Genomic DNA, 23311 nt, shown 5'->3' on the forward strand with positions numbered 1-23311 from the left:
GCATGCTGCACTTCGAGCTGTCCCTGGCCTGCGAGGTCTTCGGCTCCGACCTGACGCACCTCGTGGACCCCTGGTACGCGTTCTCGCTCTGCGGACCGGACGTCGTACGCCTCGACCGCTTCCGCCTGGAACCCGACCACGGCCTCGACCACCTCGCGCGGGCGGACACCGTGATCGTCCCCGGCTGGGCCGACGTCGACCGGGACCCGCCGGCCGAGCTCATCGACGCGGTGCGCGCGGCCCACCGGGCCGGCGCACGCGTGGCCTCCCTGTGCACGGGCGCCTTCGTGCTGGCCGCCGCCGGCCTGCTGGACGGCAAGCGCGCGACCACGCACTGGGCGCACACCGAGGAGCTGGCCAGGCGCCATCCCCTCGTCACCGTGGACCCCGACGTCCTCTACGTGGACAACGGCAGCGTGCTGACCTCCGCCGGCAAGGCCGCCGCCATGGACCTGTGCCTGCACCTGGTGCGCCTCGACCACGGCTCCGCCGTCGCCAACAAGATCGCCCGCCGGCTGGTCGTCCCGCCGCACCGCGACGGCGGCCAGTCCCAGTTCGTCACCACCCCCGTGCCCACCCCCGGTAACCATCCGCTCGCGGACCTCTTCCCCTGGGTGCTCGAACGCCTCGACGAACCCCTCACCGTGGAGGACCTGGCCCGCCGGGCCCGGATGAGCTCGCGCCACCTGGGCCGCCACTTCAAGTCGGTGACCGGCACCACCCCGCTGCAATGGCTGCTCACCCAGCGCATCCGCCACGCCCAGGAGCTGCTGGAGACCACCGCCGACACCGTCGACACCATCGCGACGGCCACCGGCATGGGCACCGCCACCACCCTGCGCCGCCACTTCGCCCGCACGGTCGGCGTCCCGCCGGACGCCTACCGGCGGACGTTCCGCTCCCGGTCCCGTTGACGCCGCCGACGGGCCCTCCCTAGATTCGCCGCATGGCGACCCCCGAGGACCTTCCCGCGGCGACGGAACCCCGACCCGCAGCACCGTCCGCCTGGTGGCGCAGCGCCGCCATCTACCAGATCTATCCGCGCAGTTTCGCGGACGGGAACGGCGACGGGACCGGCGACCTCGCCGGGATCCGCGCACGGCTTCCGTACCTGCGCCGGCTCGGCGTGGACGCGGTGTGGATCAGCCCCTGGTACCCGTCCCCGATGGCCGACGGCGGGTACGACATCGCCGACCACCGGGACATCGACCCGGTGTTCGGCACCCTGCCCGAGGCCGAGGCGCTGATCGCCGAGGCGCACGACGCGGGCATCCGGGTGATCGTCGACATCGTCCCCAACCACTGCTCGGACCGGCACCCCTGGTTCCGTGCGGCCCTCGCCGCCGGGCCGGGCTCGCCCGAGCGGGCGCGGTTCTGGTTCCGTCCCGGTCGCGGCGAAAGCGGCGAACTGCCGCCCAACACCTGGCAGTCCGTCTTCGGAGGACCCGGCTGGCGGCAGGTGACCGAGGCCGACGGCACGCCCGGCGAGTGGTACCTGCACCGGTTCGCCCCCGAACAGCCCGACTTCAACTGGGACCATCCCGAGGTCACCGCGGAGTTCGAGTCGATCCTGCGCTTCTGGCTCGACCGGGGGGTCGACGGCTTCCGCATCGACGTCGCCGACCACCTCGTGAAGGACCCGGCACTGCCGGACCACGAGAGCGGGCCCACCCCCTGGGCCGACCAGGACGGCGTCCACGACATCTACCGCGCCTGGCACAAGGTCCTCGACGCCTACGACCACGACCCGGTCTTCGTGGGCGAGGTGTGGACCTCCGACCCCGAGCGCTTCGCCCGCTACCTGCGCCCGGACGAACTGCACACGGCGTTCAACTTCGCCTTCCTGCAGAGCCCCTGGGACGCGACGGCCCTGCGCACGGTCATCGACTCCACCCTCGCCGAGCACGCCCCGGTCGGCGCCCCCGCCACCTGGGTGCTGTCGAACCACGACACCACCCGCCACGTCACCCGCTACGGACGCACCGACACCTCCTACGCCCTCGACGGCCGCCGCGTGCACGGCGTCCCCGCCGACCTCGGCCTCGGGCGGCGCCGGGCCAGGGCGGCGGCCCTGCTGACGATGGCCCTGCCCGGCTGCGTGTACGTCTACCAGGGCGACGAGCTGGGCCTCGACGAGGTCGAGGACATCGCGCCGGCGCTCCGCCAGGACCCGACGTTCTTCCAGAGCGGAGGCGAGGACCTCGGCCGGGACGGCTGCCGGGTCCCCCTCCCGTGGGGGGACGAGGCGCCGGACGCCAGGTCCTGGCTGCCCCGGCCGGCCTCCTGGGACGCGCTGAGCGTGCGCGAGCAGAGCGCGGACCCGGACTCGATGCTCGGCTTCTACCGCCGGGCGCTGGCGCTGAGGTCAGCCCAACCGGCGCTCCTCGACGGAGGATTCACCTGGCTTTCCGCCCGGCCGGGCGTACTCGCCTTCGCCCGCACCGAGGCCGGGTCCTCCGTGCGCTGCCTGGTCAACCTGTCGGACGGCCCGGTGCCGCTGCCGGAGCAGGCCGAAGTCCTCATCGCCAGTGGCCCCGTGGACCACGGCGCCCTGCCCCCGGACACCGCGGTCTGGCTGCGCTGAAGGAACCGTTGCCGGGCCGGCCGGCCCCGCTGCTACGGGGACGGCGGGCCGGGGCGCCGGCCCGGCTTCAGGCGGCCGTCCGTACGGGCCCTGCGCGGCAGGGCGAGTACGGCCAGCGGCAGGGTGACGGCCAGGACGCAGCAGGCGACCATGAAGGCCGCCGAGGTCGCGGCGACGGTGACGACTCCAGCGGCGTCGGCGGAGTCCTCGTTCGCCGCCAGGGCGACGGCCCCCGCCGCCGCGAGCCCGGCCGCTCCGCCCAGTTGCCGGATGCTCTGGCGCAGGACGGAGGCGTCGGGCCTCTTGTCCGGCGGCACCGCGCGCATGAGCTCGGCGCTCAGGGCGGGGACCGGCAGGCCCATGCCGGTCCCCGCGAGCAGCATCCCGGGGACCTGCCAGAGGTAGTCGCGCGACGGCAGGGCGGCCGTCCAGGCCACCGCGCCGACGGTGGCCGCCGTCAGGCCGGTCAGGACGGGTACCCGGACCGAGCGGCAGCGGTCCAGCAGGTACCCGGAGAGGAAGGTGCCCGCCGCCGAGGAGGCGACCAGGGGGAGCAGGGAGATCCCGGTGGCGAGCAGCGGGAGCCCCATGGTCTGGCGCAGGTACACCGTGCCGTGCACCAGCACGATCAGCTGGGGTCCCTGCACCAGGAAGATGAGCGCCACGGCCACGGCGTACGGGCGGACGCCCAGCAGCCGCAGGTCGAGGAGGGGATGGCGGGAGCTCAGGATGAACCGCACCGTCAGGGCCGTCGCCCCGGCGCCGACCGCGAGCGCGGTGAGCGTCCTGAGGTCGGTGAAGCCCCAGACACCGCACTGGTAGAGCCCGAGGACGAGGACGACCAGGGAGAGGATCACCGCGAGGGGCTGGACCACGGACAGGGGGCCGCCCCCCGCCGGGTTGCTCAGCCGTGCCCGGGCGATCAGCCACAGGCAGGCCGCGCCGACGGGCAGGTTGACGAGGAAGACGGAGCGCCAGCCGAAGAGCTGGGTGAGGACCGCGCCCACGATCGGACCGGCGACGAGGAAGAGCTGTGCCAGACCGGCGTAGACGGCCAGGGCCCGGCCCCGGGCCCGTTCCTCGTACACGTCCGTGATCACGGACGTGGCCACCGGCATCATCAGCGCACCGCCGACGCCCTGTACGGCCCTCACCGCGAGCAGGTACGGCTCGGCGCCGCCGCCCGGCGGGGCCAGCGCGCAGAGGGCCGACGCGACGGCGAAGAGCGCGGCGCCCGCCCGGAACGTGGTCAGCCTGCCGGTCCGCCGGGCCAGCATGCCCCCGACCGGTACGAACGCGGCCAGCGCGAGGACGTAGACGAGCACCACGCCGTGCATCATGAAGGTGGTCAGCCCGAGGCCGTGCGCCATCGGATCGAGCGCGACCGCGACGACGGTCTGGTCCAGAGCGACCATCCCCGCGGCGCACCCCACGGCCGCGACGACGTAGCGCCTGCGGGGCGGAGGCGGGTCTTCGGGCGAGGGCCGCAGTGGCGGAGTCGACTCCAGCTCCCGACGGGTCGAGCACCCCGGCGCACGGGGTGGGGCGGGCTGCGGGCCTGGTCCCGGAAGCGGTCGGGTGGATCGCGCGGCCAGGTTCCCGCGCCCGCCCAGTATGGGCGGATCAGCCCGATCCGGCGTGGACCGGGGCACCGGGCGTGGCGCGGGGGCGGGGCGGGGCGGGTCGGGGAGCCGGGGCGGGGAGCCGCGGCGGCGGGAGCCGGGCCGCGGGAGCCCGACGGCAGGACGCCCGCTAGGACCAGATGCCGCCGAGCAGCAGCCGCAGTTGGCCCGCGAGCCGGGTGGCGTCGAAGGCGTCGGCCGAGGTCAGTGCGAGGCGCGCGAAGTGTTCCGCGGAGGCGACCAGCGCGTGCGCGAGGATGTCCGGGTCCGGTGCGGGCCCCGCGGCGGGCGGCGCGGATTCGATCCACGAGGCGACCCGGCGCCGGAACCGCTCGCGGTCCGCTTCGACGCGCGCGCGGACGGCCGGGGGAGTGGTCGCCGAGGTCAGCAGGATCAGGCGCCAGGTGTCCGGGTCCTGCCGCAGCATGGCGGCCATCCGGTGCACCGCCTCACAGGCGAAGTCCACCGGGTCCGTGGCGCGGTGAGCGTCGGGAACGCTTGCCAGCAGGCGGGTGAACGCGAGCTCCTGCTGCCGGTCGAGGAGGGTCAGCAGCAGGTCGTCGAGGTCGTCGAAGGCCCCGTAGACCACCGAGCGCGCGACCTGCGCCCGCTTGGCGATCGCGTCGATGGAGACCCGGCCGTAGCCGTCGCTCACGATCACGGCGAGGGCCGCGTCGAGCAGTTGCTCGCGCCGTTCGGCCATCGGGACGCGCGGAGCGTAGGGACGCCGCCTGCGCGGCCTGTCGCTGGAAGAGGTCGGTGTCGACACCTTGGCATCTTACGACAGTCGTGTCTTAATTTAAGACAGTCCTGTCTTATTGGGGGAGCGGTACGCACCCGCTGCCAGGAACACGAGGGAGCGGCCTGATGGCCCGACGGCACGGCACAGAGGTCGAACCGCACGAGGACTACGGGTTCTTCGGTCCCGGATCGGTGGTCTGGAAGGTGTGGAGCTACCCGACGGCGCCCACCGTCGGATTCCAGCGCTCCGTGGTCGTGGAGGAGCTCGACCCGCCGCTGGTGGCCGCGGTCCACGGCACCCAGGGCATCTACGACCGCACGCGCACCCGCTACGACCGCACGCTGCGCTACTTCGCCATGGTGGCCTTCGCCGGCTCGGACCAGGTGTGCAAGGCGGCGGACGTCCTGGTCAAGGTCCACTCGAAGGCCATCGGCCACCTGCCCTACGGCGAAGGCACCTACGACGCCAACGACCCCGCCTCGCAACTGTGGATCCAGCTCACCGGCTGGCACTCGATCCTCTACGCCTACGAGAAGTACGGGCCCGGCAAGCTCACCGCCGAGGAGGAGAAGGAGTACTGGGAGTCCTGCGCCCTCGCCGCGGAGTTCCAGACCTGCTCGCCCGACGACGTACCGCGCGACCGCGCGGGAATCCGGGCGTACTTCGCGCACATGCGCCCGCGGCTGGAGGCCAGCCCGATCGCCCGGCAGGCGATGCACCACCTCCTGAACACCGACCTCGTCCTCCCGCCGACCCCGTGGTGGATGAGGCCCGCACGGCTGGTCGTGGCGCGGACCCACCGGATCGCCACCATCGCCACCATGCCCCGCTGGATGAGGGACATGGCGCAGATCCGGCAGTCGCGCGTCCTGGACGCGCTCGTCGTCCCGGTCATGCGGACGTCCTTCGCGCTCGCCCACCTCAGCCCCCGGGTCGAACTGTTCCTGCTCGGGATGCTCTCCCCCTCCACGGTCAAGGTGGTCGCGCCCGTCAAACTCGGCATCCCTCCCCGCACCAAGGAGGTCCTCACCCCCGAGCAGGCCCGCACCCGGTACGGCTACGCGAAGCCCGCCGAGGCGCACGCGGAGTTCCGGGCGCGCCAGGCGGAACGCGTCTTCGGCGACGGGAAGCCGCCGAGCGACCAGGGGCTCATCGAATCCCAGGAGGTACTCGGCCCGCTGGCCTGACCCGGCCGGGGCGACCGGGGCGGCGAGCCGGGGGCTAGGCCGGGAAGGTTCGCCGGATCGGCAGTAGTGTGCGCGCATGACTGAGCTGCCCTGCGGTGCGAATGCGCTGGTTGTGCGAACCGACCATTCCAGTGACGCCGCATGGGAGGCCCTCGGACTGGCTCTTTCCTCACCGAGCGAGCATGGCTTCCTGGCGTGCGTCGAACTCGTCGACGACCCTCGGTTCGCCGGGGTGACGGTTGAAGGGGCGCTCGGTCTGCTTCCGGATGGGTACCGGCACCCGCTCCTCGTTCTGGCGGACGCGGTGGCACTGTCTTCGGAGGAGCTGCCGCTGGTCGTTGTGGACCTGTGGGAAGAGCGCGGGCGTTACATCCGTGTCGTGGCGGGGGAGCTGTGGGGCATCGAGAACAACCTGTCGCTTTCGAACATGGACTTCTGTGAGTTCGCCGACGCCGTCGATGAGGACGGGGTTTTCCGAGCGTTCTGATGCTCGGCCGTCACGCTGCCACCAAGAGGGGGCGTCCGCCCCGGCGGACCCAAGCGGTCACAGCACTAGGGAGCGCTCTGGTGGGGGAACCGGCCGCAGAGCCAGTTGCCCGGATCCGCCGGGTCGTCGCTCATCCAGAACTGCCGCCACAGCAGGGCGAATTCCTCACGGCTGAGGTGCCCGTCGCCGTTCAGGTCGAGCAGTTCGAAAACGCCCGTCATGTCGACGGGCTGCCCGTTCCAGGTCTCGACGAGCCGCTGGTGCTCCTCCGGCGAGATGCGGCCGTCGCCGTTGGAGTCCACGGCCGCGAACACGGTCTCGGCGGTCGCGGTGACCTCCGCGACCATCGCGGGCAGCTCGTCGACGAGGGAGAGCAGCTCACCCAGGTCGACCGCGCCGTCCCCGTTCGCGTCCCCCGCTTCGAGCAGCGCCGCCCACCACCCCATCAGCAGCGCCTCGACGCGTGCGCGCAGCTCCGTACCGGGACCCACTCCCGGAAGCCGGCTCCAGCGGTCGACGAGGGCCGCGAAGTCCTCCTCGCGCAGATAGCCGTCACCGTCCGCGTCGAACGCGGCGAACATCCCCCTGAGCTTCTGCTCCTGAAACGCGCTGGCCATGGTGGGCCTCCCTCGTAGCGGACAGCGCGTAACTCTAGGCGGGGGCGCGCCTTTGCCTCCACGGGCACATGTGAGCGAAGGGTCCCCCTCCCGTGGGGCGGGTCAGTGCTGCGCGGCCTGCTCGTCGAGGGCGATGCCCAGCCCGTCGGCCAGGGCGGTGAGGGTCGTCGAGGGGGAGGGCGACCCGGGTGGCGGCGTCGCGGTCGCCGCGGGTCGGGTCCCGGTTGACGATCAGTACGGGCTTCCCGGCCCGGGCCGCCTGGCGGACGAACCGGAGCCCGGACATCACCGTCAGCGAGGAGCCCAGGACCAGCAGGGAGGTCGCCGCGTCGACCAGTGCCCGGCACTGCCCGACACGCGCCGGCGGGACGTTCTCGCCGAAGAACACCACATCCGGTTTGAGGATGCCGCCGCACACCGCGCAGGGCACCGGGCGGAAGTCCGCGACCTGGTCGTCGGTGAGGTCGGCGTCACCGTCCGGGTTCAGCGCGGCGGGAGTCGGCGCGAACCCCGCGTTCGCCTCCTCCAGCCGCCGGGCGAGCTCCCGGCGGGGGCTGAGGGCTCCGCAGGAGAGGCAGACGACCCGGTTCAGGCTTCCGTGGAGTTCCACCACGCCTTCGCTGCCGGCGGCCTGGTGCAGGCCGTCGACGTTCTGGGTGATCAGGCCCGCGAGCATCCCGGACCGCTCGAACGCCGCGACGGCCCGGTGGCCGGCGTTGGGGGCGGCGCGCCCGAACGTGCGCCAGCCGAGGTGGCTGCGTGCCCAGTAGCGGCGCCGGGCCCGCTCCCCGGCGGTGAACTCCTGGTAGGTCATGGGCGTGTGCCGGCGCAGGCTGCCCCGCTCGCCCCGGTAGTCCGGGATGCCCGACTCCGTCGACAGGCCGGCGCCGCTGAGCACCAGGACCCCGCCGGCGCGCAGTACGTCGGCGACCGGCCCCGGGTCCGTGGTGGCGGGCGGCAGGTCCGCGGTCGGGGTCCAGCTCAACGTGGGGCGCGTACGCATGCCGCCAGGGTACGGAAACGGCCGGACATCGGCACGGGTGAGGCCCGGGCCGCCGTGCCTCGCGCCCGCTCCGAGCCGCCCGGTCCGGGCCGCCCGCTCCGGGCCGCCCGCTCCGAGTCGGACGCTTCGGCCGTCCGCTCCAGCCGTCCGCGCGACGGGCCTTGCCCTGCGGGCGATAACACTGTTATTTTTACATCACGCAGTTTCCGCACGGAAGCAACCGGGGGTTGTCATGAACGGAACGCACGTCACGATCCTGGACGACGGCAGGGAAACCGTCGTCGCCGCGCACCAGGACCCTGAGGGCCGCGTCCTCCTGACCCCCGAGGCGGCCGAAGAGGCCCTCGGCTGGGTCCGCAAGCCGCACGGCTGGTGCCGGGGCGACCTCTGCGTCCCCTCGTCCGCGGCCGCCTGGGCCGAACACCAGGGTCTGCTCGACCCGGTGGCGTTCGCCGGGATCCTCGACCGGCCGGTCGCGGCCGGCACCGGGGTGATCGCCCTCGGCGTCTCCGCGCAGGAGCGCTCCCGGGCCCTCGCCGGTGCCACGGCCCCCGACTTCACCCTCCGCGACGCCGACGGCGTTCCGCACGCGCTGAGCGACCTGCGCGGCCGCAAGGTCGCCCTGGTCTTCTGGGGCTCGTGGTGCGGATGCCGCTACGACCTCCCCGAGTGGGAGCGCCGCCACGCCGCACTCGCCGGGCACGGCTTCAGCGTCCTCAGCGTCGCGGTGGACCGCCGCGCCGAGGACGCCGCGCCGTGGATCGCCGAGGCCGCCGTCACCCATCCCGCGCTCATCGACACCGACGGCGTCGTGGCCGACCTCTACGACGTCCTCAATGTCCCGACCGTCCTGTGGATCGACGAGGAGGGGAAGGTGGCCCGCCCCCACGACACCCAGTTCGCCACGGACCTGTTCCGCGAGCTGTCGGGGCTGGACTCCGGTGCGGCGCTGGCCGCACTCGACCGCTGGGTCCTCACCGGCGACAGCGGACTGTCCGACGAGGACGTCGCCCGGCACACCCGCCGGGCCACGGCGGACCAGCAGTCGGCCCGTACCGAAGCGGCCCTGGCCCTGTGGCTCCACCGGAACGGCCGTACGGCGGAAGCCGAACGGCACTTCGCGCGCGCCGAACAGCTCGCACCGGAGGACCTGACCATCTGGCGCGGAACCATGCCGCTGCGCGGCCTGGACCCCATGGGCGACGAGTACTTCGCCAAGCGCACCGCGCTCACCGAAGCGGGCATCCCGATCTACCGCCCCCTCGGCGACTGGCAGCGGGCATGAGCGGCGGACTCTTCGCCCGGGCCCAGCTCGAAGGCCAGGAGGCGCTGCGCGCGGCCCTCCTCGACCTGGCCGCCCAACTGCTCGCCGCGGAAGGCCCGGCCGCCCTGACCATGCGCCGCATCGCCACCGCGGCCGGCTGCTCGACCACGGTCCTCTACCGCCACTTCGGCGCGAAGGACGGCATCGCCGAAGCCCTGTACCAGGAAGGCTTCGCCCGCCTGCGCCGCAGTCTGGAGGCGGTCCCCCCGTCCGCCGACGCGCCCACCCACCTCGCCGACCTGGGCCGGGCCTACCGCGTGAACGCCCTGACCGAGCGCAATCTCTACCAGGTGATGTTCGCCGGCCTCATCCCCGGCTTCACCCCCACCGCCGAGGCCCGCGCGATCGCCGCCGCCAGCCTCGAAGTCCTCCGCGAAGCCGTACGCGGCTGCGCGCGGACCGGTGTCTTCCGCCCGGACGTGGACGTGGAGGAGGTCACGGACGTGATCTGGGCCGCGGCCCACGGCTCGATCACCCTGGAACTCGCGGGCCACTTCACGGCCGCCACGGCGGAGCACCGCTACCGGACCCTCACCAGAGCCGCCGTGGCCGCGTTCCTGCAGGCGCCGCCCGGACCGCTCACACCGCCGGCGGGTTGAGTCGGGCGAAGCCCTCCTGCCGGTGGTACGGGAAGTAGGGGTAGGGGGCCGTCCGGCTGCTCGCCGCATCGAGCTTCGCCATCTGCTCCGGGGTGAGCGTCCAGCCCACGGCGCCGAGGTTCTGGAGCAGTTGCTCCTCGTTGCGGGCGCCGATGATGACGGAGGACACGGTCGGCCGCTGGAGCAGCCACCGCAAGGCGATCTGGGGGACGGCCCGGCCCGTCTCCGCGGCGACCTCGTCCAGGGCGTCGACCACGCGGTAGAGGTACTCCTCCTCGACCGGCGGGCCGTAGTCGGCGGTGTCGTGCAGCCTGCTGCCGGCGGGCAGCGGCGCGCCGCGCCGGATCCGGCCCGTGAGCCGGCCCCAGCCGAGCGGGCTCCAGACGATCGCGCCCAGCCCCTGGTCCAGCGCCAGGGGCAGCAGCTCCCATTCGTAGTCGCGGCCGACGAGGGAGTAGTGGACCTGATGGGCGACGTAGCGCGGGCGGCCGTGCCGCTCGGCCGCGGCGAGGGACTTCATGGCCTGCCAGCCGGAGAAGTTGGAGATGCCGGTGTAGCGGATCTTCCCCGCCCGGACGAGGTCGTCCAGGGTGGACAGCACCTCCTCGACCGGGGTGCCGGCGTCGAAGGCGTGCAGTTGGAAGAGGTCGATGTAATCGGTGTCCAGGCGGCGCAGGGCATCCTCGACGGACGTGATCAGGCGGGACCGGGAGGTCCCCGCCTCGCCCGGGCCGTCGCCCGTGGGCAGCCCGGCTTTGGTGGAGATGAGCACCTGGTCCCGGCGCCCCTTGAGGGCGGCGCCCAGGACCTCCTCCGAGGCCCCGGCGGAGTAGACGTCCGCGGTGTCGAACATCGTGACCCCGGCGTCGACGCAGATGTCCACGAGGCGGCGCGCCTGCTGCACGCCGGTGTCGCCCCAGGCGCCGAAGAGCGGCCCCTGCCCGCCGAAGGTGCCCGCTCCGAAGCTCAGTTCCGGGACCAGAAGCCCGGACGCACCCAGTCGCCTGTACTCCATGACGCATCCTCTCATCGCCCGCGGTTCCATCTAATGGGCCTGCGGTTCCGTTAAGATGGCCCGAGCGTAGCAAGTCCTGGCGGTTAATGGAACTGGAGTCCCGTTATGGCTGAATCGGTCATCCCACCGACCCCACCCACCCCACCGACCTCACCCACCTCACCCGCCCCGGCGGCCGGGCCGGGGAGCGCGCGGCCCGGTGGTCGTACGGCGCGCGTGCGGGAGGCCGTGCTCCGGGCCGCCGAGGACGTGCTGGCCGAGCGGGGATTCGCACACCTGGACCTCACCGACGTCGCGCGGCGCGCGGACGTCGGCAAGACCACCGTCTACCGCCGCTGGGGCAGCGTCGCCGGCCTCACGGCCGACCTGCTGCTCGACATGGCGCAGCAGTCCGTACCGCGGGCCCGGACGGGCTCCCTCCTCGGGGACCTGACGGCCAACGCCCGGCTGGTGTGCCGCACCCTGGCCGACCCCCGTCAGGGAGCCCTGTTCAAGGCGGTGATCGCGGCCGCCACGTACGACCCGAAGGCGGCCGAATCGCTGCACGGCTTCTACGCCGTGCGCGTCGCCGAGTGGGCTCCGTGCGTCCAGGAGGCCGTGGCGCGCGGCGAGCTGCCCGAGGGGACCGACCCGCACGAGGTGATCCGCGCGGTCTCCGCCCCCCTCTACTACCGGCTCCTGACCACGGGCCTCCCCCTCGACGAGGCCCAGGCCGACCGCTCCGCCGCCGCGGCGGTGGCGGCCGCACGCGCGGGGGCGTACGTACGGGAGGCCTAGGGGGTGGCCTGCGGCCGCCGTACGGGCCGCGCGTGGAGGCGGACTCCCCGGCCCGGGGCGGGTTATGGGTAGATTGCCGGATGCGGGGAAAGTGCTCGACAACAGCACGCCGCCGCATAGAGTCCCAGCTCAGGAAGCCAGTTCCCGAAGCTGCGGGGATCGACCCGGGGCCGCTGGGTCCGGCCTCCCCGGCGGCGCTCGGTCACAATGAAGCGCTGGGCGGTGCGGTGGCCGAGAACGGAGACGAACTGATGAGCGGGGCCGACGAGGGACGGCAGTGGCCGGACGAGGTCAGTGTCGACAACGCGAGGACGACCATCCTGCAACTCCTCGCACGCGCAGGGGTCCCTGCCGGTGACGCGAGCCAGCTGATCGGCCTGCTGGAAGCCGGCGCGCTGGCGCTCGCGTACGGAGAACTGAGCGGCCGGGACCGGCGCGCGCCGGGGGACAAGGGCGAGCCGTACGAGTCGGGATGGCTCGACGGGGCCGGCGACCTCCTGGCGGAGCTGGGCGACGTCACCGAACGGACCCTGCTCCACGTGGTGAACCCGGACGGGGAACAGGACGCGGCCGGACAGCGCCCGCGGGCCAGGCGCATGGAGGTGGAGCGGACGCAGGTGGCCCTCACGCCCCTGTACCTGTCCTTCGCCGAGGTCTCGGAACTGGATCCGGAGGCCACCGAGGAAGTGCTCACCGCCGTCCTCGCCACGATGAGCCCCAGGCAGCGGGCCCGGTACGCCGGGCTGCTGACGGAGTTCACCGATGCCCACCGGACCCGGCTGGGGCGGCTGTTCGCGACGTTCGGAGCGGGCAGTGCCATCACGGTGCACGGCCGGTTCTCGCTCGTCCACTCCGCCACGAGCATCGCCGTACTCGAACGGCTCGCCGCCGAGCCGCGGGCGCTGCGCGAGGAGTGGGACGCGGCGGAGCTGCCGCCGGCGTGGCTGGACGGGCTGACGACGGCCTGGGACGCCTCGGCCTGACCACCCACCCGTCCGCTCGCCGCGGCCCGTCGCGGCCCGGCCGGCTCCCTTGACCCGGTGTGGGCCTTCGATCAAGATCCCCGCATGACGCTTCCCGGACTGCCCCGCGAAGACCGCGAGTCGAGCCCGTACACCGGCTACGGACGCGCCCACTGGGAGGCCGTGGCCGACGGGCTGCTGCGTGCGGCCTGGCGGTGGGCCACGCCGGGCGGGGCCCTGCTCGACCTGCCGGGCACGCCGTCCGTCTCCGGGGTGCGCTCCGACGGGCTCGAAGGCTACGCCCGCACCTTCCTCGCCGCGGCCTTCCGGGTCGCCGGGGCCGGGGGAGCGGACCCGTACGGGTGGATGGAGCGGTACGCGCAGGGGCTGGCGGCGGGAACCCTGACTCCGGGCCGCGACGACGCGGAGTCGTGGCCGGTCATCCGCGACGTCCACGCGGGGGGCCAGCCGATGGTCGAGTCGGCATCGGTGGCCCTCGGGCTGCGGCTGACCCGGCCGTGGCTGTGGGACCGCCTCGGCAGGGCGGTGCAGGACCGGACCGAGGAGTGGCTGCGCGGCGCCCTGCGGCATCTGCCCAGCCCCAACAACTGGTACCTCTTCCCGTACACCGTCGCGGGATTCCTGGAGTCCGTGGGCCGCGGCGACGCCGGGACGGCCCGGGCCCGGAGCCGGGCCCTGGACCTCCTGGAGGGCTGGTACGCGGGCCAGGGCTGGTACGCCGACGGAGACGGCCGGGCCTTCGACCACTACAACGGCTGGGCCCTGCACCTGTATCCGGTGCTCGACGCCCACCTCGACACCGGTGTCGGTGCCCACCTCGACGCCAGTGCCGGTGCCCACTTCGACTCCGGCGCCGGTGCCCACCTCGACTCCGGCGCCCGCCTCGATGCTCCGGCGGACCGGAAGGCCGCGCACGGTGACCGCCTGCGGGCCCACCTCGACGGCTTCTCCCTCCTCTTCGGCGCGGACGGGGCGCCGATCCACTTCGGGCGCTCCCTCACCTACCGGTTCGCCGCCGCATCGGCCGTCGGCCTCGGCGCCGTCACCGGGCACACCCCGCTCACCCCCGGCACCTCGCGGCGCCTGATCAGCGGATCGCTGCGCTACTTCCTCGACCGGGGCGCCGTCGGCGACGACGGCCTGCTGTCCCTCGGCTGGCACGGGCCGCACGGGGCGACCCTGCAGCGGTACTCCGGGCCGGCCTCGCCGTACTGGGCCTCCAAGGCCTTCGTCTGCCTGCTCGCCCCGGCCACGCACCCCTTGTGGACGGCGACGGAGGAGCGCGCGCCCAGCGAGGGGCCCGACCGGGTGCTGGCCCTGCCCGCCCCGGGGCTGCTGATCCAGACCACCCGCGCCGACGGGATCGTACGCCTGCACAACCACGGGAGCGATCACGTCGGTCCGGACCAGCCGGAAGCGGCCCGCGACGAGGACCCGCTCTACTCCCGTCATGCCTACTCCACCCGCAGCGGCCCCACGCCGAGCGCCAACACCGCGGACAACCACCTCGCCGTGGTCGTGGCGGGCGTCCGCAGTGTCCGCAGGCGCATCCACCCGCTGGGCACCGGGCAGGGCGACGGCTGGGGCTGGGCCGCGTCCTGGCACCGGCCCGTCTTCCCGGGCGGGGCGCCCCCGGTTCCCGGCCTGCGCGTGGAGAGCGTCACCTTCGTCCGCGGCCGGTACGAACTGCGCGTGCACCGGGTGTCCGGAGCCCCGCACGAGGCCCCGCACGAGGCCCGCGTGGAACAGACGGGTTGGGCCACGGGGCCCGAGGAGCCCCTGCGCTCGGAACTCCACCCGGTCCACGGCTGGGAGGCTCGGGACGAGGCGAGGGCGCCGGCCGGGACCGCCTTCACCCGGTGGGCGCGCATGCCCCGCCTGACGGCCGGGGCCGGCGGGACCCGCCTGTACGCGGCGCTGGCCGCGCTCACCGGCGAGCCGGATCCGGCGCCGGCGGCCGAGGCGGTCACGGTGGTGACGGTGGTGACGGCCGACCGGGGATCCATCGCGGTGCGGTGGACGCAGGACGGATCACTGACCCGCATCGCCTTCGGACCCCTGCGCGTGGAACACCTGTCCGCTTCACCCGCCGCCGCCGCCGACGGCTAGCGGCGATCGCCGGCCCCGTACCTCGTCCCCCGCGCCCCTCCCCCGTATCGCGGTCAGTGGTCCTGGATGCGCCGGAAGGGCCGGTCCGCCTCCAGCTCGAACGCGATCTCCAGCAGCTTGCGTTCAGCACCGGGGCGGGCCGAGAACATGACGCCGACGGGCAGCCCGTCCGGCGTCGCGCTCGCGGCCGGCACCGAGATCGACGGGGTGCCGACGACGTTGTCGACCGGCGTGAACGCCACGTACGCGAGGATCCGCTCGATGAGCTTGGCGTAGGGAACGGTCGGGCTGAGGTGGCCGATCGGCGGCGTGGTGTGGGCGAGCACCGGCGACATCACGAGGTCCAGCCCCCGGAAGGACGCCGCGTAGCCCTCCTTCGTCCGCTTCAGCCGTCGCAGTACGCCGGGGGTCCGGCGCCAGTTGCGCACGTACTCCTCGCGCAGCCCCTGGCTGAGGCCGTCCATGCGGTGGCGGTCGAAGTCCGCGCCGAGGGTCCGGCCGGTGAAGCCGAGGAGGAAGGACAGCATCCCCCAGTAGGTGAGGAAGTCGTCGGTGAAACTCGGATCCATGCCCAACTCCACCGGTTCCACGGTGTGTCCGAGCCGTTCGAGGGTCTCCGCGGTCGCGGTGACCGCCGCCCGGGTGGAGGCGTCGGAGTGCACGCCGTTCGGGGAGTCCAGGACGAACCCGATGCGCAGCCTGCGCGCGGAGGGTCCTTCGACCAGGCCCAGGGGCGGTAGCCCGGGACTGCGCCGGTACGTCTCCGCGGCGGCGAGGAACGCGGCGGCGTCCCGCACGGAGCGGCTCACGACTCCGTCGGAGATGATGTCGAGCGGCAGCTGGCTGCCCAGGGCGCTGGCGACGACGCGCCCGCGCGACGGCTTGAGGCCGACGAGGCCGCAGCAGGCCGCGGGTATCCGGATCGAGCCACCCCCGTCGTTGGCGTGCGCGATCGGTACGGCGCCCGCGGCGACCAGCGCGGCGCTGCCGCCCGAGGAGCCGCCCGCCGAGTAGTCCGTGTGCCAGGGGTTGCGCACCGGCTCCGCACCGTCGTACTCGGTGGTCGGGCTGAACCCGAACTCGGGCAGCCGGGTCTTGCCCAGTACCGTGACACCGCTGCTCAGGAGCTGCCGGGTGAACGGCGCGTGCCGCTTGGCCGCCCTCGGCCGGAAGGCGGCGCTGCCGTGGCCCGTGGGCAGCCCCTGGTAGTCGGTGTTGTCCTTGACGAAGGTCGGAACCCCGGCGAAGGCGCCGCCCCGCCCGTCGGTGCGCGCCGGGCCGTCGACGTGGACCTGCACCGCGCCCAGCCGCGCGTCGACCGCCCGCACCCGCTCCGCGGCGTCCCGGGCGGCCTCGGCGGGGGAGACCTCACCCCGCCGGATCGCCGCGGCGAGACCGACGGCGTCGTGCTCTCCCAGGGCGTCGTCCCGGAACGCGTGCACGATGGTCGGTCCGTCGAAAGTGGTCACCGCTGCCTCAGCCTCCGCCGTGTGGATGGTCGCCCGCCATCATTCCCTACCCGCAGGTAACACGCGAGGATTTCTCCGGCCATTCGATGCCGGGGCGGGCCGGCGGGGCGGGCCGGCGGGACGCCCGGCTCATGGCGCGGGACCGCGCACGCGCCCCGGTGTCCCGGTCGGCGGGCGGGCGGGCACCGCGGTGTCATTTATGCTTCAAGGCGGCCGCGGGGTGGTGGCTCGTCGCTGTCCTCGGTACGTGCGGAACGGCTGGTCCGGCCCGCCGGGGAGGGCGTCACGCGTCCGGGCCCGGTCCGGACGGGGACCGCATGACGCTGATCGCGACGATCATGAACATCATGGGGAATCGAGCGACCGCCGGTACGTGGCTCAGTGGGGTGGGGCGCCAGGCCCGCGCGCCCGCGAACAACAGGACCCCCAGGGAGAAGTGAGGTATGTCAGTGATCTGCGTCGGAGGCATGATCGGCATCGGCAAGACGAGCGTCGCCGAGCTGCTCGCCAAGGAGCTGGGCAGCGAGGTCTTCTACGAGAGCGTGGAAGACAACCCGATCCTGCCGCTCTTCTACACGTCGAGCCCCGAGGAGATCCAGGCCAAGCGCTACCCCTTCCTCCTGCAGCTCTACTTCCTGCAGACGCGGTTCGCCGCGATCAAGGAGGCGTACAAGCAGGGCGACAACGTCCTGGACCGGTCCATCTACGAGGACTGGTACTTCGCCAAGGTCAATCACGACCTGGGCCGGATCAGCTCCCTCGAGATGCGGGTGTACGAGGGCCTGCTGAACGAGATGATGCGCGAGATCGACGGCCTGCCGTACCGCAAGGCGCCCGACCTCATGGTCTACCTCAAGGCGGACTTCGAGACGGTGCTGCACCGCATCGGACTGCGGGGCCGTGATTTCGAGCAGGACGAGAGCCTCGTCGAGTACTACCGGACGCTGTGGTCGGGCTACGACGACTGGGTGCACAAGCACTACTCGGCCAGCGAGGTCCTCGTCATCGACATGAACCGCACGGACGTGGTGCACCACCCCGAGGACGCGGCCCGCGTGGTGCGCGAGGTCAGGCAGGCCCTGGCGGCGAGCCGGCTCGGAGTCTGACCGCGCCGCGACACCACCGCGCCGGACGGGAGCGATCGCGTGAGCGTTTACGGGTCCGTGGTGTCTGGCATACGGTCGTGATCATGGATACCACGGGCGTTCTCGACGAGGCACTCCAGCGCCTGCACCGTTCGGGTCCGGAGCGGCTCGGGCGGCTGACCAACCACGCACCGATGGCGGTCGAGGCCCTTTCCGCCCGCGGCCAGGCGGGTTCGGTGCACCGCTGGCTCGATCTGTACGCGGGCAAGCTGGAGGAGTTCCCCTCGCGCGTCGAGCCGGTCACGGCCGCCGAGTGGCGGACCGCGCTCGGTGACCCGCGCCGGGCCGCGGACTGGATCGACCACTTCGAGCGCGAGATCGCCGAGCGCCCCTGGCGCGACGTACTGGCGCAGTGGTGGCCGCGCCTGCTCCCCGGCATGTACGGCGGATCGACCCATCCGGTGATCCGGGTGGGCCACGCCGTACGCACGCTCCTCGCGGGCGGGAGCACCGAACCGCGCCTGGCCGAGCTCGCCCACGGCCTCGGCTACTGGGCCGCCCGTCACCACCCCGTCGCCGGCCTCGCCCCGCTCCCCGGCGCGGACGGCGCGGCCGCCGCCCTCGAAGCGGTACCTCCCCTCGCCGAACGGCACGGCAGCTTCCCCGAGCGCCTCGGCCGCGTCACGGGCCTGCCGGTGTGGCCGGACACGATCACGGATCCCGACCGGGCGCGTCTGCACCTCGCCGACCTGGTGCGGGCGGCCACCCACCGCTACGCCACCCACGGCCACGGCGAGGAGGTCATGCTGGTCCACGCCGCCACGGCGCCCAACGCCGTCCTGCGCACCCTGCCCGCCCTCCCGCGCAGCGAGTGGGCCCCCAGCCTGCGAGCCGCCTGGACGGCGTCCGCGGCCGTCACCGCGATGTACGCCCCCGACGCCCCGGTCGCCTACGTGCCGCCGGGGACCGTCACCCCCGAAGAGGTCGCCGAACGGGCCCGGGCGCACGGCGACGAGCACGTCATCAAACTGACCGACACCGCGCTCGACATCGGCGACGGACCGGCCCTCGCGGCAGCCCTGCGGTCCATCGAGCTGAACGAACCCCTGCGCTAGGGCGGACACGCCCCAGGGGGTGTCTTGCCGGTCAGGCCTCACCGACGCGGCGTGAGGGGCGGGCGGGCGCACGTACACTCGGCGCATGAGACGCACACGACGTGACACGGGGGAGTGCCTGCCGCAGGCCGCCCCCGGCGCGCGTGCGGCCTTGGCGGGCCGGGCGGGCGTGAGCCTGCGGACCGCCGCCGACGCCCAGGCCCCCACGGTCGGCCGCGGCGTCCTGCACGGCCACGGCTAGCGCTCTTCCACCGCGCCCGGGCCCACTCCTCCCGCCGCACCTTTCTCGGCGACGGGCCCCGCCCCGGCAGCCCGGCCCCGTCACGGCGTCCGGCCCGGTCCGGCCCCGTCGCACCGAGGGCGACGCATCGCCCTCCCCGTCCCACCACCGCGGCCCCGACGCTCCGTCGGCGCCGCCACCAGGCTAGGGCCGTGCGCCGGGCCGTAGCCGCCTCCGAAGGGACCACCGTGAAGTTGAGCGGGTTGCTGACCGGCCATGAACACCACGTCATCCAGGGCGACGCCGAGTCGACGGGGATCACCGCGGGAACCACCTTCGACGTCGACCGGGTGGTGCCGGGCTCGCTCTTCATCGCGGTACCCGGCCACCGCGGCGGCGGCCCCGCGTCCATCGGTGCGGCGCTCGCGCGCGGGGCGGTGGCGGTGCTCGTCGACGAGGCCGGCGCCGCCGCCGCACCGTCCGGGCGCGAGCTGCAGCCGGACGTGTGCCTCGTACGGGTCCGCGACACCCGGAAAGCGGCGGCCGTCGTCTCCTCCCGCTACTTCGGCGAGCCGGGCCGGCAGATGGACATGGTGGCGGTCACCGGGACCAACGGGAAGACCTCGATCTCCTACATGGTCGAGTCGCTCCTGAAGATCTCCGAGGGCGCCTCGGTGGGCGTGATCGGGACGGCGGGCAGCCGGATCGGCGACGAGATGATCCCGATGCCGCCCACCGTGCTGACCACACCGGAATCCCCCGACCTGCAGTACCTCCTGGGCCGCATGCGGGACCAGGGCACCGGCAGCGTGGTGCTGGAGGCCACCTCGATGGCCCTGCAGACGTACCGGATGGACCGGACGTTCGTCGACGTCGGCGTCTTCACCAACCTGACCCAGGACCATCTGGACGACCACGGCACGATGGCCCTCTACACGGAAGCCAAGATGCGGCTGTTCCAGGGGCTGTGCCGGCACGCGGTGGTCAACGCCGACGATGCCGTGGGAGCCGGGATCCGGGCGATGATGCCCGGCGCGGTGACCACGTACGGCCTCGACGAGGAGGCCGACTTCCGCGCCACGGACCTGATCGCGGACGCCTCCGGCACACGGTTCACGCTGCACCACGACGGCGTGGCGTACCCGGCCTCGATCCCGGTCCCGGGCCGGTTCTCCGTGTCCAACGCCCTGGCGGCCGTGGCGGCCTGCCGGGTCCTGGGGCACGACCTGGAGGGACTGGTCGCCGCGCTCGCCCAGATGCCGCCCGTACCGGGCCGGTTCGAGCGCTTCGTCACCCCGGCCGGCACCTCGGTGATCGTGGACTACGCGCACTCGCCCGACTCCCTGGACAAGGTCCTCACCGCCATCCGCGGCTTCGCCCGGGGCCGCGTCATCACGGTCTTCGGCTGCGGCGGTGACCGCGACACCACCAAGCGCGCCGAGATGGGCCGCATCGCCGGCGCCCACTCCGACCTGTGCGTCCTGACCTCGGACAACCCCCGTACCGAGAACCCGGAGGCGATCCTCGACCAGATCGCGGCCGGCATCGAGAGCACGGGCACCCCGTACGAGCGCTCCGCCGACCGGGGCCGGGCCATCGGCTTCGCGCTCTCCGAGGCCCGGCCCGAGGACATCGTCCTGATCGCGGGGAAGGGCAGCGAACCGCACCAGATCGTGGGCGAGGAACTGATCCCGTTCAGCGACATGGCGACCGTCCGCGGCCTCGCCTCCCGCCTGCTTCCCTGACGGTGGGAGTCCGGGCCGCGACACCCCCTAGTCCGGGATTCCCGGCATCCCCCACCGGGCGTTCCTGGCGCCGGCTTCCGCGTGCGGACAGGACTCCCGCCAGGCGCTGATCGCCGGGGGGCTGCCGGGACGCCCGAAGAAGAGCCGCTTCCCCCGCAGGCGCAGGCGGAGTTTCGCCGAGCCGTCGACGTTGTCGCGGATGACGAGGACCCGGGTCACCTGGTGGGGGTCGTGTTCCGTGGTCCGTCCTGCGGCATGCCGCAGGCGGAGCCGCGCACGGCCGCCCGCCCCGCCGGGGACGATCCGCGCCTCGACCACGCGGCGCCGGTCCCACGCCCAGTACGGGAGTTCCGCGAGTCCGTAGGCCACGGCCGCACCGGCGGCCCACCCGGCCCGGGACCGCGCCCACAGCCACAGGCCGAGGACGACGAGGCAGCACGCCGCCACCGCCGTGCGCCGCAGCCGCGGAACACCTCGCGTGCTCTTGTCCGTCGCGTCCCAGAGCACATCTCCGCCGGCTGTCATCCCCTCATCATGCGCCGCGGTGGCCGGGCGCGGAACGGGTGGAGCGGTCGAACTCTCGGTGTGGGCAGGCGAGTTCGGAGCTTGACCGGCGGCGCGGATCGCTTCCTCGGGCGGCCGGAGGTCCGGCGCGGGGGCGCACCCCCGATCCTGTTATTGGTCCAGACCTATTGACCCGCCGTGTCGTTGCTCCTACGATCCGGTCCGGCACAGCCCCACCTGTCCCCACCTCACCCCATGCCGGGCATCACGCCCCCACGCGTCGGCCATGCCCCTGACGCCCGGCGGGAATTGGAGCGCACCATGTTCCGTCGGAGATCACGTACTCCGCGTCCGCCGGCCGACTCCGGCCCCCGTGTGAACCGGGCCGGCCGCTCCCCGCACGGGGCGACCGTCATGAACCGCACCCTCGCCGGGGTGAGCGCCGCAGCCGTCATCGGTGCGGGCATCGCCGCGGCGGGAGCCGTCACGGCCGGCGCCGCGACGGCCGAGGACGCCGCGCCCAACCTCGTGGTCAACTCCGGCTTCGAGAGCGGGCTCTCCGGCTGGACCTGCTCCGGGGGCTCCGGGGTTGCCGTCAGCAGCCCGGTCCGCTCCGGGTCCTCCGCGCTCAAGGCCACGCCCAGCGGCCAGGACAACGCCCAGTGCACCCAGACCATCAGCGTGCAGCCCAACTCCCAGTACACGCTGAGTGCCTACGTCCAGGGCAGCTACGTCTACCTCGGCGCCACCGGCACCGGCATCAGCGGTACCCCGTCCACCTGGACGCCGAGCAGCCCGTCGTACGGCCAGCTCAGCGTCGGCTTCACCACCGGGGCGAGCACCACCTCGGTGACCGTCTACCTGCACGGCTGGTACGGGCAGCCCGCCTACTACGCGGACGACGTATCGCTCGCCGGCCCGGGCGGCAGCAGCCCCACACCGACGACCGCGCCTCCCACCACGACGCCCCCGACCACGCCGCCGCCCACGACGGCGCCTCCCACCACACCGCCGCCGACGACCGTGCCCCCGACCACCGCGCCGCCCACCACCGCCCCGCCCGGTGAGGTCTGCGCCACGAAGCCCAAGCCCTCGGGCAAGGTCCTCCAGGGCTACTGGGAGAACTGGGACGGCGCCGCGAACGGCGTCCACCCCGGCATGGGCTGGGTGCCCATCACGGACAGCCGGATAGCCGCGCACGGCTACAACGTCATCAACGCCGCCTTCCCGGTGATCCTCTCGGACGGCACCGTCCAGTGGCAGGACGGCATGGACAGCGGCGTCAAGGTCGCCACCCCCGCCGAGATGTGCCAGGCCAAGGCGGCCGGAGCGACGATCCTGATGTCGATCGGCGGGGCCACCGCGGGCATCGACCTGAGTTCCAGCACCGTCGCCGACAAGTTCGTGGCGACCGTCGTACCGATCCTCAAGAAGTACAACTTCGACGGCATCGACATCGACATCGAGACCGGCCTCTCCGGAAGCGGCAACATCAACACCCTGTCCGCGTCCCAGGCCAACCTGATCCGCATCATCGACGGCGTACTGGCCCAGATGCCCGCGGGCTTCGGCCTGACGATGGCCCCCGAGACCGCCTACGTCACCGGCGGCAGCGTCACCTACGGTTCCATCTGGGGCTCCTACCTGCCGATCATCAAGAAGTACGCCGACAACGGCCGGCTGTGGTGGCTCAACATGCAGTACTACAACGGCAGCATGTACGGCTGCTCCGGCGACTCGTACCAGGCCGGCACCGTGCAGGGCTTCACCGCCCAGACCACCTGTCTGAACAACGGCCTCACCATCCAGGGCACCACGATCAAGGTCCCGTACGACAAGCAGGTGCCCGGCCTGCCGGCCCAGCCCGGCGCGGGCGGCGGCCACATGACGCCGAGCCTGGTCAGCCAGTCGTGGAACGCCTTCGGTGGTTCGCTGAAGGGGCTCATGACCTGGTCGGTCAACTGGGACGGCTCCAAGGGCTGGACCTTCGGCGACAACGTCAAGGCCCTCCAGGGGCGTTGACCGCGGCCTCCTGACCTTCAGGGGGACGTGAACGTGAGCGAACAGCGGGCCCCGGAGCGCGTCGAGCGCCCCGGGGCCCCGCCGTTCGCGCGGGCGCGGCGC

20 protein-coding genes and 1 pseudogene are annotated in these 23311 nt (G+C 73.4%); 14 read left to right on the forward strand and 7 right to left on the reverse strand.

Annotated features, from left to right (window positions below; translation table 11 throughout):
- Positions 1-2: 2 nt before the first annotated feature.
- Entirely contained in the window at positions 3-914 is a 912-nt protein-coding gene (locus tag ACWCP2_RS35240; protein WP_450912634.1) for a helix-turn-helix domain-containing protein, read from the forward strand.
- A gap of 32 nt (positions 915-946) precedes the next feature.
- Complete coding sequence (locus ACWCP2_RS35245) at positions 947-2584, forward strand: glycoside hydrolase family 13 protein (protein WP_450912635.1); 1638 nt, start codon at positions 947-949, stop codon at positions 2582-2584.
- 32 nt (positions 2585-2616) lie between these two features.
- Here the strand turns inward: ACWCP2_RS35245 and ACWCP2_RS35250 are convergent, their stop codons facing one another.
- Complete coding sequence (locus tag ACWCP2_RS35250) at positions 2617-3999, reverse strand: MFS transporter (protein WP_450912636.1); 1383 nt, start codon at positions 3997-3999, stop codon at positions 2617-2619.
- A 337-nt stretch (positions 4000-4336) separates the two neighbouring features.
- Entirely contained in the window at positions 4337-4975 is a 639-nt protein-coding gene (locus ACWCP2_RS35255; RefSeq protein WP_450912637.1) for a TetR/AcrR family transcriptional regulator, read from the reverse strand.
- 98 nt (positions 4976-5073) lie between these two features.
- On the opposite strand from ACWCP2_RS35255, the gene ACWCP2_RS35260 reads away from it, so the two are divergent.
- Both ACWCP2_RS35260 and ACWCP2_RS35265 read left to right on the forward strand, forming a co-directional pair.
- Positions 5074-6135 carry an oxygenase MpaB family protein gene (locus tag ACWCP2_RS35260; protein WP_450912638.1) on the forward strand — a complete coding sequence of 354 codons (1062 nt, stop codon included), beginning with the start codon at positions 5074-5076 and terminating at the stop codon, positions 6133-6135.
- 76 nt (positions 6136-6211) lie between these two features.
- Entirely contained in the window at positions 6212-6622 is a 411-nt protein-coding gene (locus ACWCP2_RS35265; protein WP_450912639.1) for a DUF6924 domain-containing protein, read from the forward strand.
- 65 nt (positions 6623-6687) lie between these two features.
- On the opposite strand, the gene ACWCP2_RS35270 is transcribed toward ACWCP2_RS35265, so the two are convergent.
- Both ACWCP2_RS35270 and ACWCP2_RS35275 read right to left on the reverse strand, forming a co-directional pair.
- Positions 6688-7239 carry an EF-hand domain-containing protein gene (locus ACWCP2_RS35270; RefSeq protein ID WP_450912640.1) on the reverse strand — a complete coding sequence of 184 codons (552 nt, stop codon included), beginning with the start codon at positions 7237-7239 and terminating at the stop codon, positions 6688-6690.
- A 102-nt stretch (positions 7240-7341) separates the two neighbouring features.
- Positions 7342-8242, reverse strand: a pseudogene (locus ACWCP2_RS35275) (NAD-dependent protein deacetylase).
- 232 nt (positions 8243-8474) lie between these two features.
- On the opposite strand from ACWCP2_RS35275, the gene ACWCP2_RS35280 reads away from it, so the two are divergent.
- Both ACWCP2_RS35280 and ACWCP2_RS35285 read left to right on the forward strand, forming a co-directional pair.
- Positions 8475-9527: a redoxin domain-containing protein gene (locus ACWCP2_RS35280; protein WP_450912641.1), complete on the forward strand. Its 1053-nt coding sequence runs from the start codon at positions 8475-8477 to the stop codon at positions 9525-9527.
- Complete coding sequence (locus ACWCP2_RS35285; protein ID WP_450912642.1) at positions 9524-10165, forward strand: TetR/AcrR family transcriptional regulator; 642 nt, start codon at positions 9524-9526, stop codon at positions 10163-10165. Before ACWCP2_RS35280 ends, ACWCP2_RS35285 begins: the two co-directional genes overlap by 4 nt.
- On the opposite strand, the gene ACWCP2_RS35290 is transcribed toward ACWCP2_RS35285, so the two are convergent.
- The gene (locus ACWCP2_RS35290; protein ID WP_450912643.1) at positions 10146-11180 is read right to left on the reverse strand and encodes an aldo/keto reductase; all 1035 of its coding nucleotides are present in this window, start codon (positions 11178-11180) and stop codon (positions 10146-10148) included. The genes ACWCP2_RS35285 and ACWCP2_RS35290 overlap by 20 nt on opposite strands.
- Positions 11181-11285: 105 nt before the next feature.
- On the opposite strand from ACWCP2_RS35290, the gene ACWCP2_RS35295 reads away from it, so the two are divergent.
- The 3 genes from ACWCP2_RS35295 (at position 11286) to ACWCP2_RS35305 (ending at position 15049) form a co-directional block, all read left to right on the forward strand.
- Positions 11286-11957, forward strand: a complete 672-nt coding sequence (locus ACWCP2_RS35295; protein ID WP_450912644.1) for a TetR/AcrR family transcriptional regulator — start codon at positions 11286-11288, stop codon at positions 11955-11957.
- 227 nt (positions 11958-12184) lie between these two features.
- Positions 12185-12940, forward strand: a complete 756-nt coding sequence (locus tag ACWCP2_RS35300) for a hypothetical protein (protein WP_450912645.1) — start codon at positions 12185-12187, stop codon at positions 12938-12940.
- A gap of 84 nt (positions 12941-13024) precedes the next feature.
- On the forward strand, positions 13025-15049 hold the full coding sequence (locus ACWCP2_RS35305; protein ID WP_450912646.1) for a DUF2264 domain-containing protein: 2025 nt from the start codon (positions 13025-13027) through the stop codon (positions 15047-15049).
- Between the two features lie 53 nt (positions 15050-15102).
- On the opposite strand, the gene ACWCP2_RS35310 is transcribed toward ACWCP2_RS35305, so the two are convergent.
- A complete protein-coding gene (locus ACWCP2_RS35310) occupies positions 15103-16518 on the reverse strand; it encodes an amidase (protein ID WP_450912647.1) in 1416 nt (471 codons plus the stop codon).
- A 443-nt stretch (positions 16519-16961) separates the two neighbouring features.
- Between ACWCP2_RS35310 and ACWCP2_RS35315 the strand changes: the two genes are divergently transcribed.
- The 4 genes from ACWCP2_RS35315 to ACWCP2_RS35330 all read left to right on the forward strand — a co-directional run bounded on the left by ACWCP2_RS35315 (position 16962) and on the right by ACWCP2_RS35330 (position 20683).
- Entirely contained in the window at positions 16962-17624 is a 663-nt protein-coding gene (locus ACWCP2_RS35315) for a deoxynucleoside kinase (RefSeq protein WP_450912648.1), read from the forward strand.
- Positions 17625-17707: 83 nt separating this feature from the next.
- Positions 17708-18718, forward strand: coding sequence for a questin oxidase family protein (locus ACWCP2_RS35320; RefSeq protein ID WP_450912649.1), 1011 nt, complete (start codon positions 17708-17710; stop codon positions 18716-18718).
- An 85-nt stretch (positions 18719-18803) separates the two neighbouring features.
- A complete protein-coding gene (locus ACWCP2_RS35325; RefSeq protein ID WP_450912650.1) occupies positions 18804-18959 on the forward strand; it encodes a hypothetical protein in 156 nt (51 codons plus the stop codon).
- Between the two features lie 227 nt (positions 18960-19186).
- Complete coding sequence (locus tag ACWCP2_RS35330) at positions 19187-20683, forward strand: UDP-N-acetylmuramoyl-L-alanyl-D-glutamate--2,6-diaminopimelate ligase (protein ID WP_450912659.1); 1497 nt, start codon at positions 19187-19189, stop codon at positions 20681-20683.
- A 27-nt stretch (positions 20684-20710) separates the two neighbouring features.
- Here ACWCP2_RS35330 and ACWCP2_RS35335 read toward each other — a convergent pair whose 3' ends face one another.
- Positions 20711-21208, reverse strand: coding sequence for a hypothetical protein (locus ACWCP2_RS35335; RefSeq protein ID WP_450912651.1), 498 nt, complete (start codon positions 21206-21208; stop codon positions 20711-20713).
- Between the two features lie 393 nt (positions 21209-21601).
- On the opposite strand from ACWCP2_RS35335, the gene ACWCP2_RS35340 reads away from it, so the two are divergent.
- Entirely contained in the window at positions 21602-23209 is a 1608-nt protein-coding gene (locus ACWCP2_RS35340) for a carbohydrate binding domain-containing protein (protein ID WP_450912652.1), read from the forward strand.
- Positions 23210-23311: the final 102 nt, after the last annotated feature.

The organism is Streptomyces sp. NPDC002104 (genome assembly GCF_053593795.1).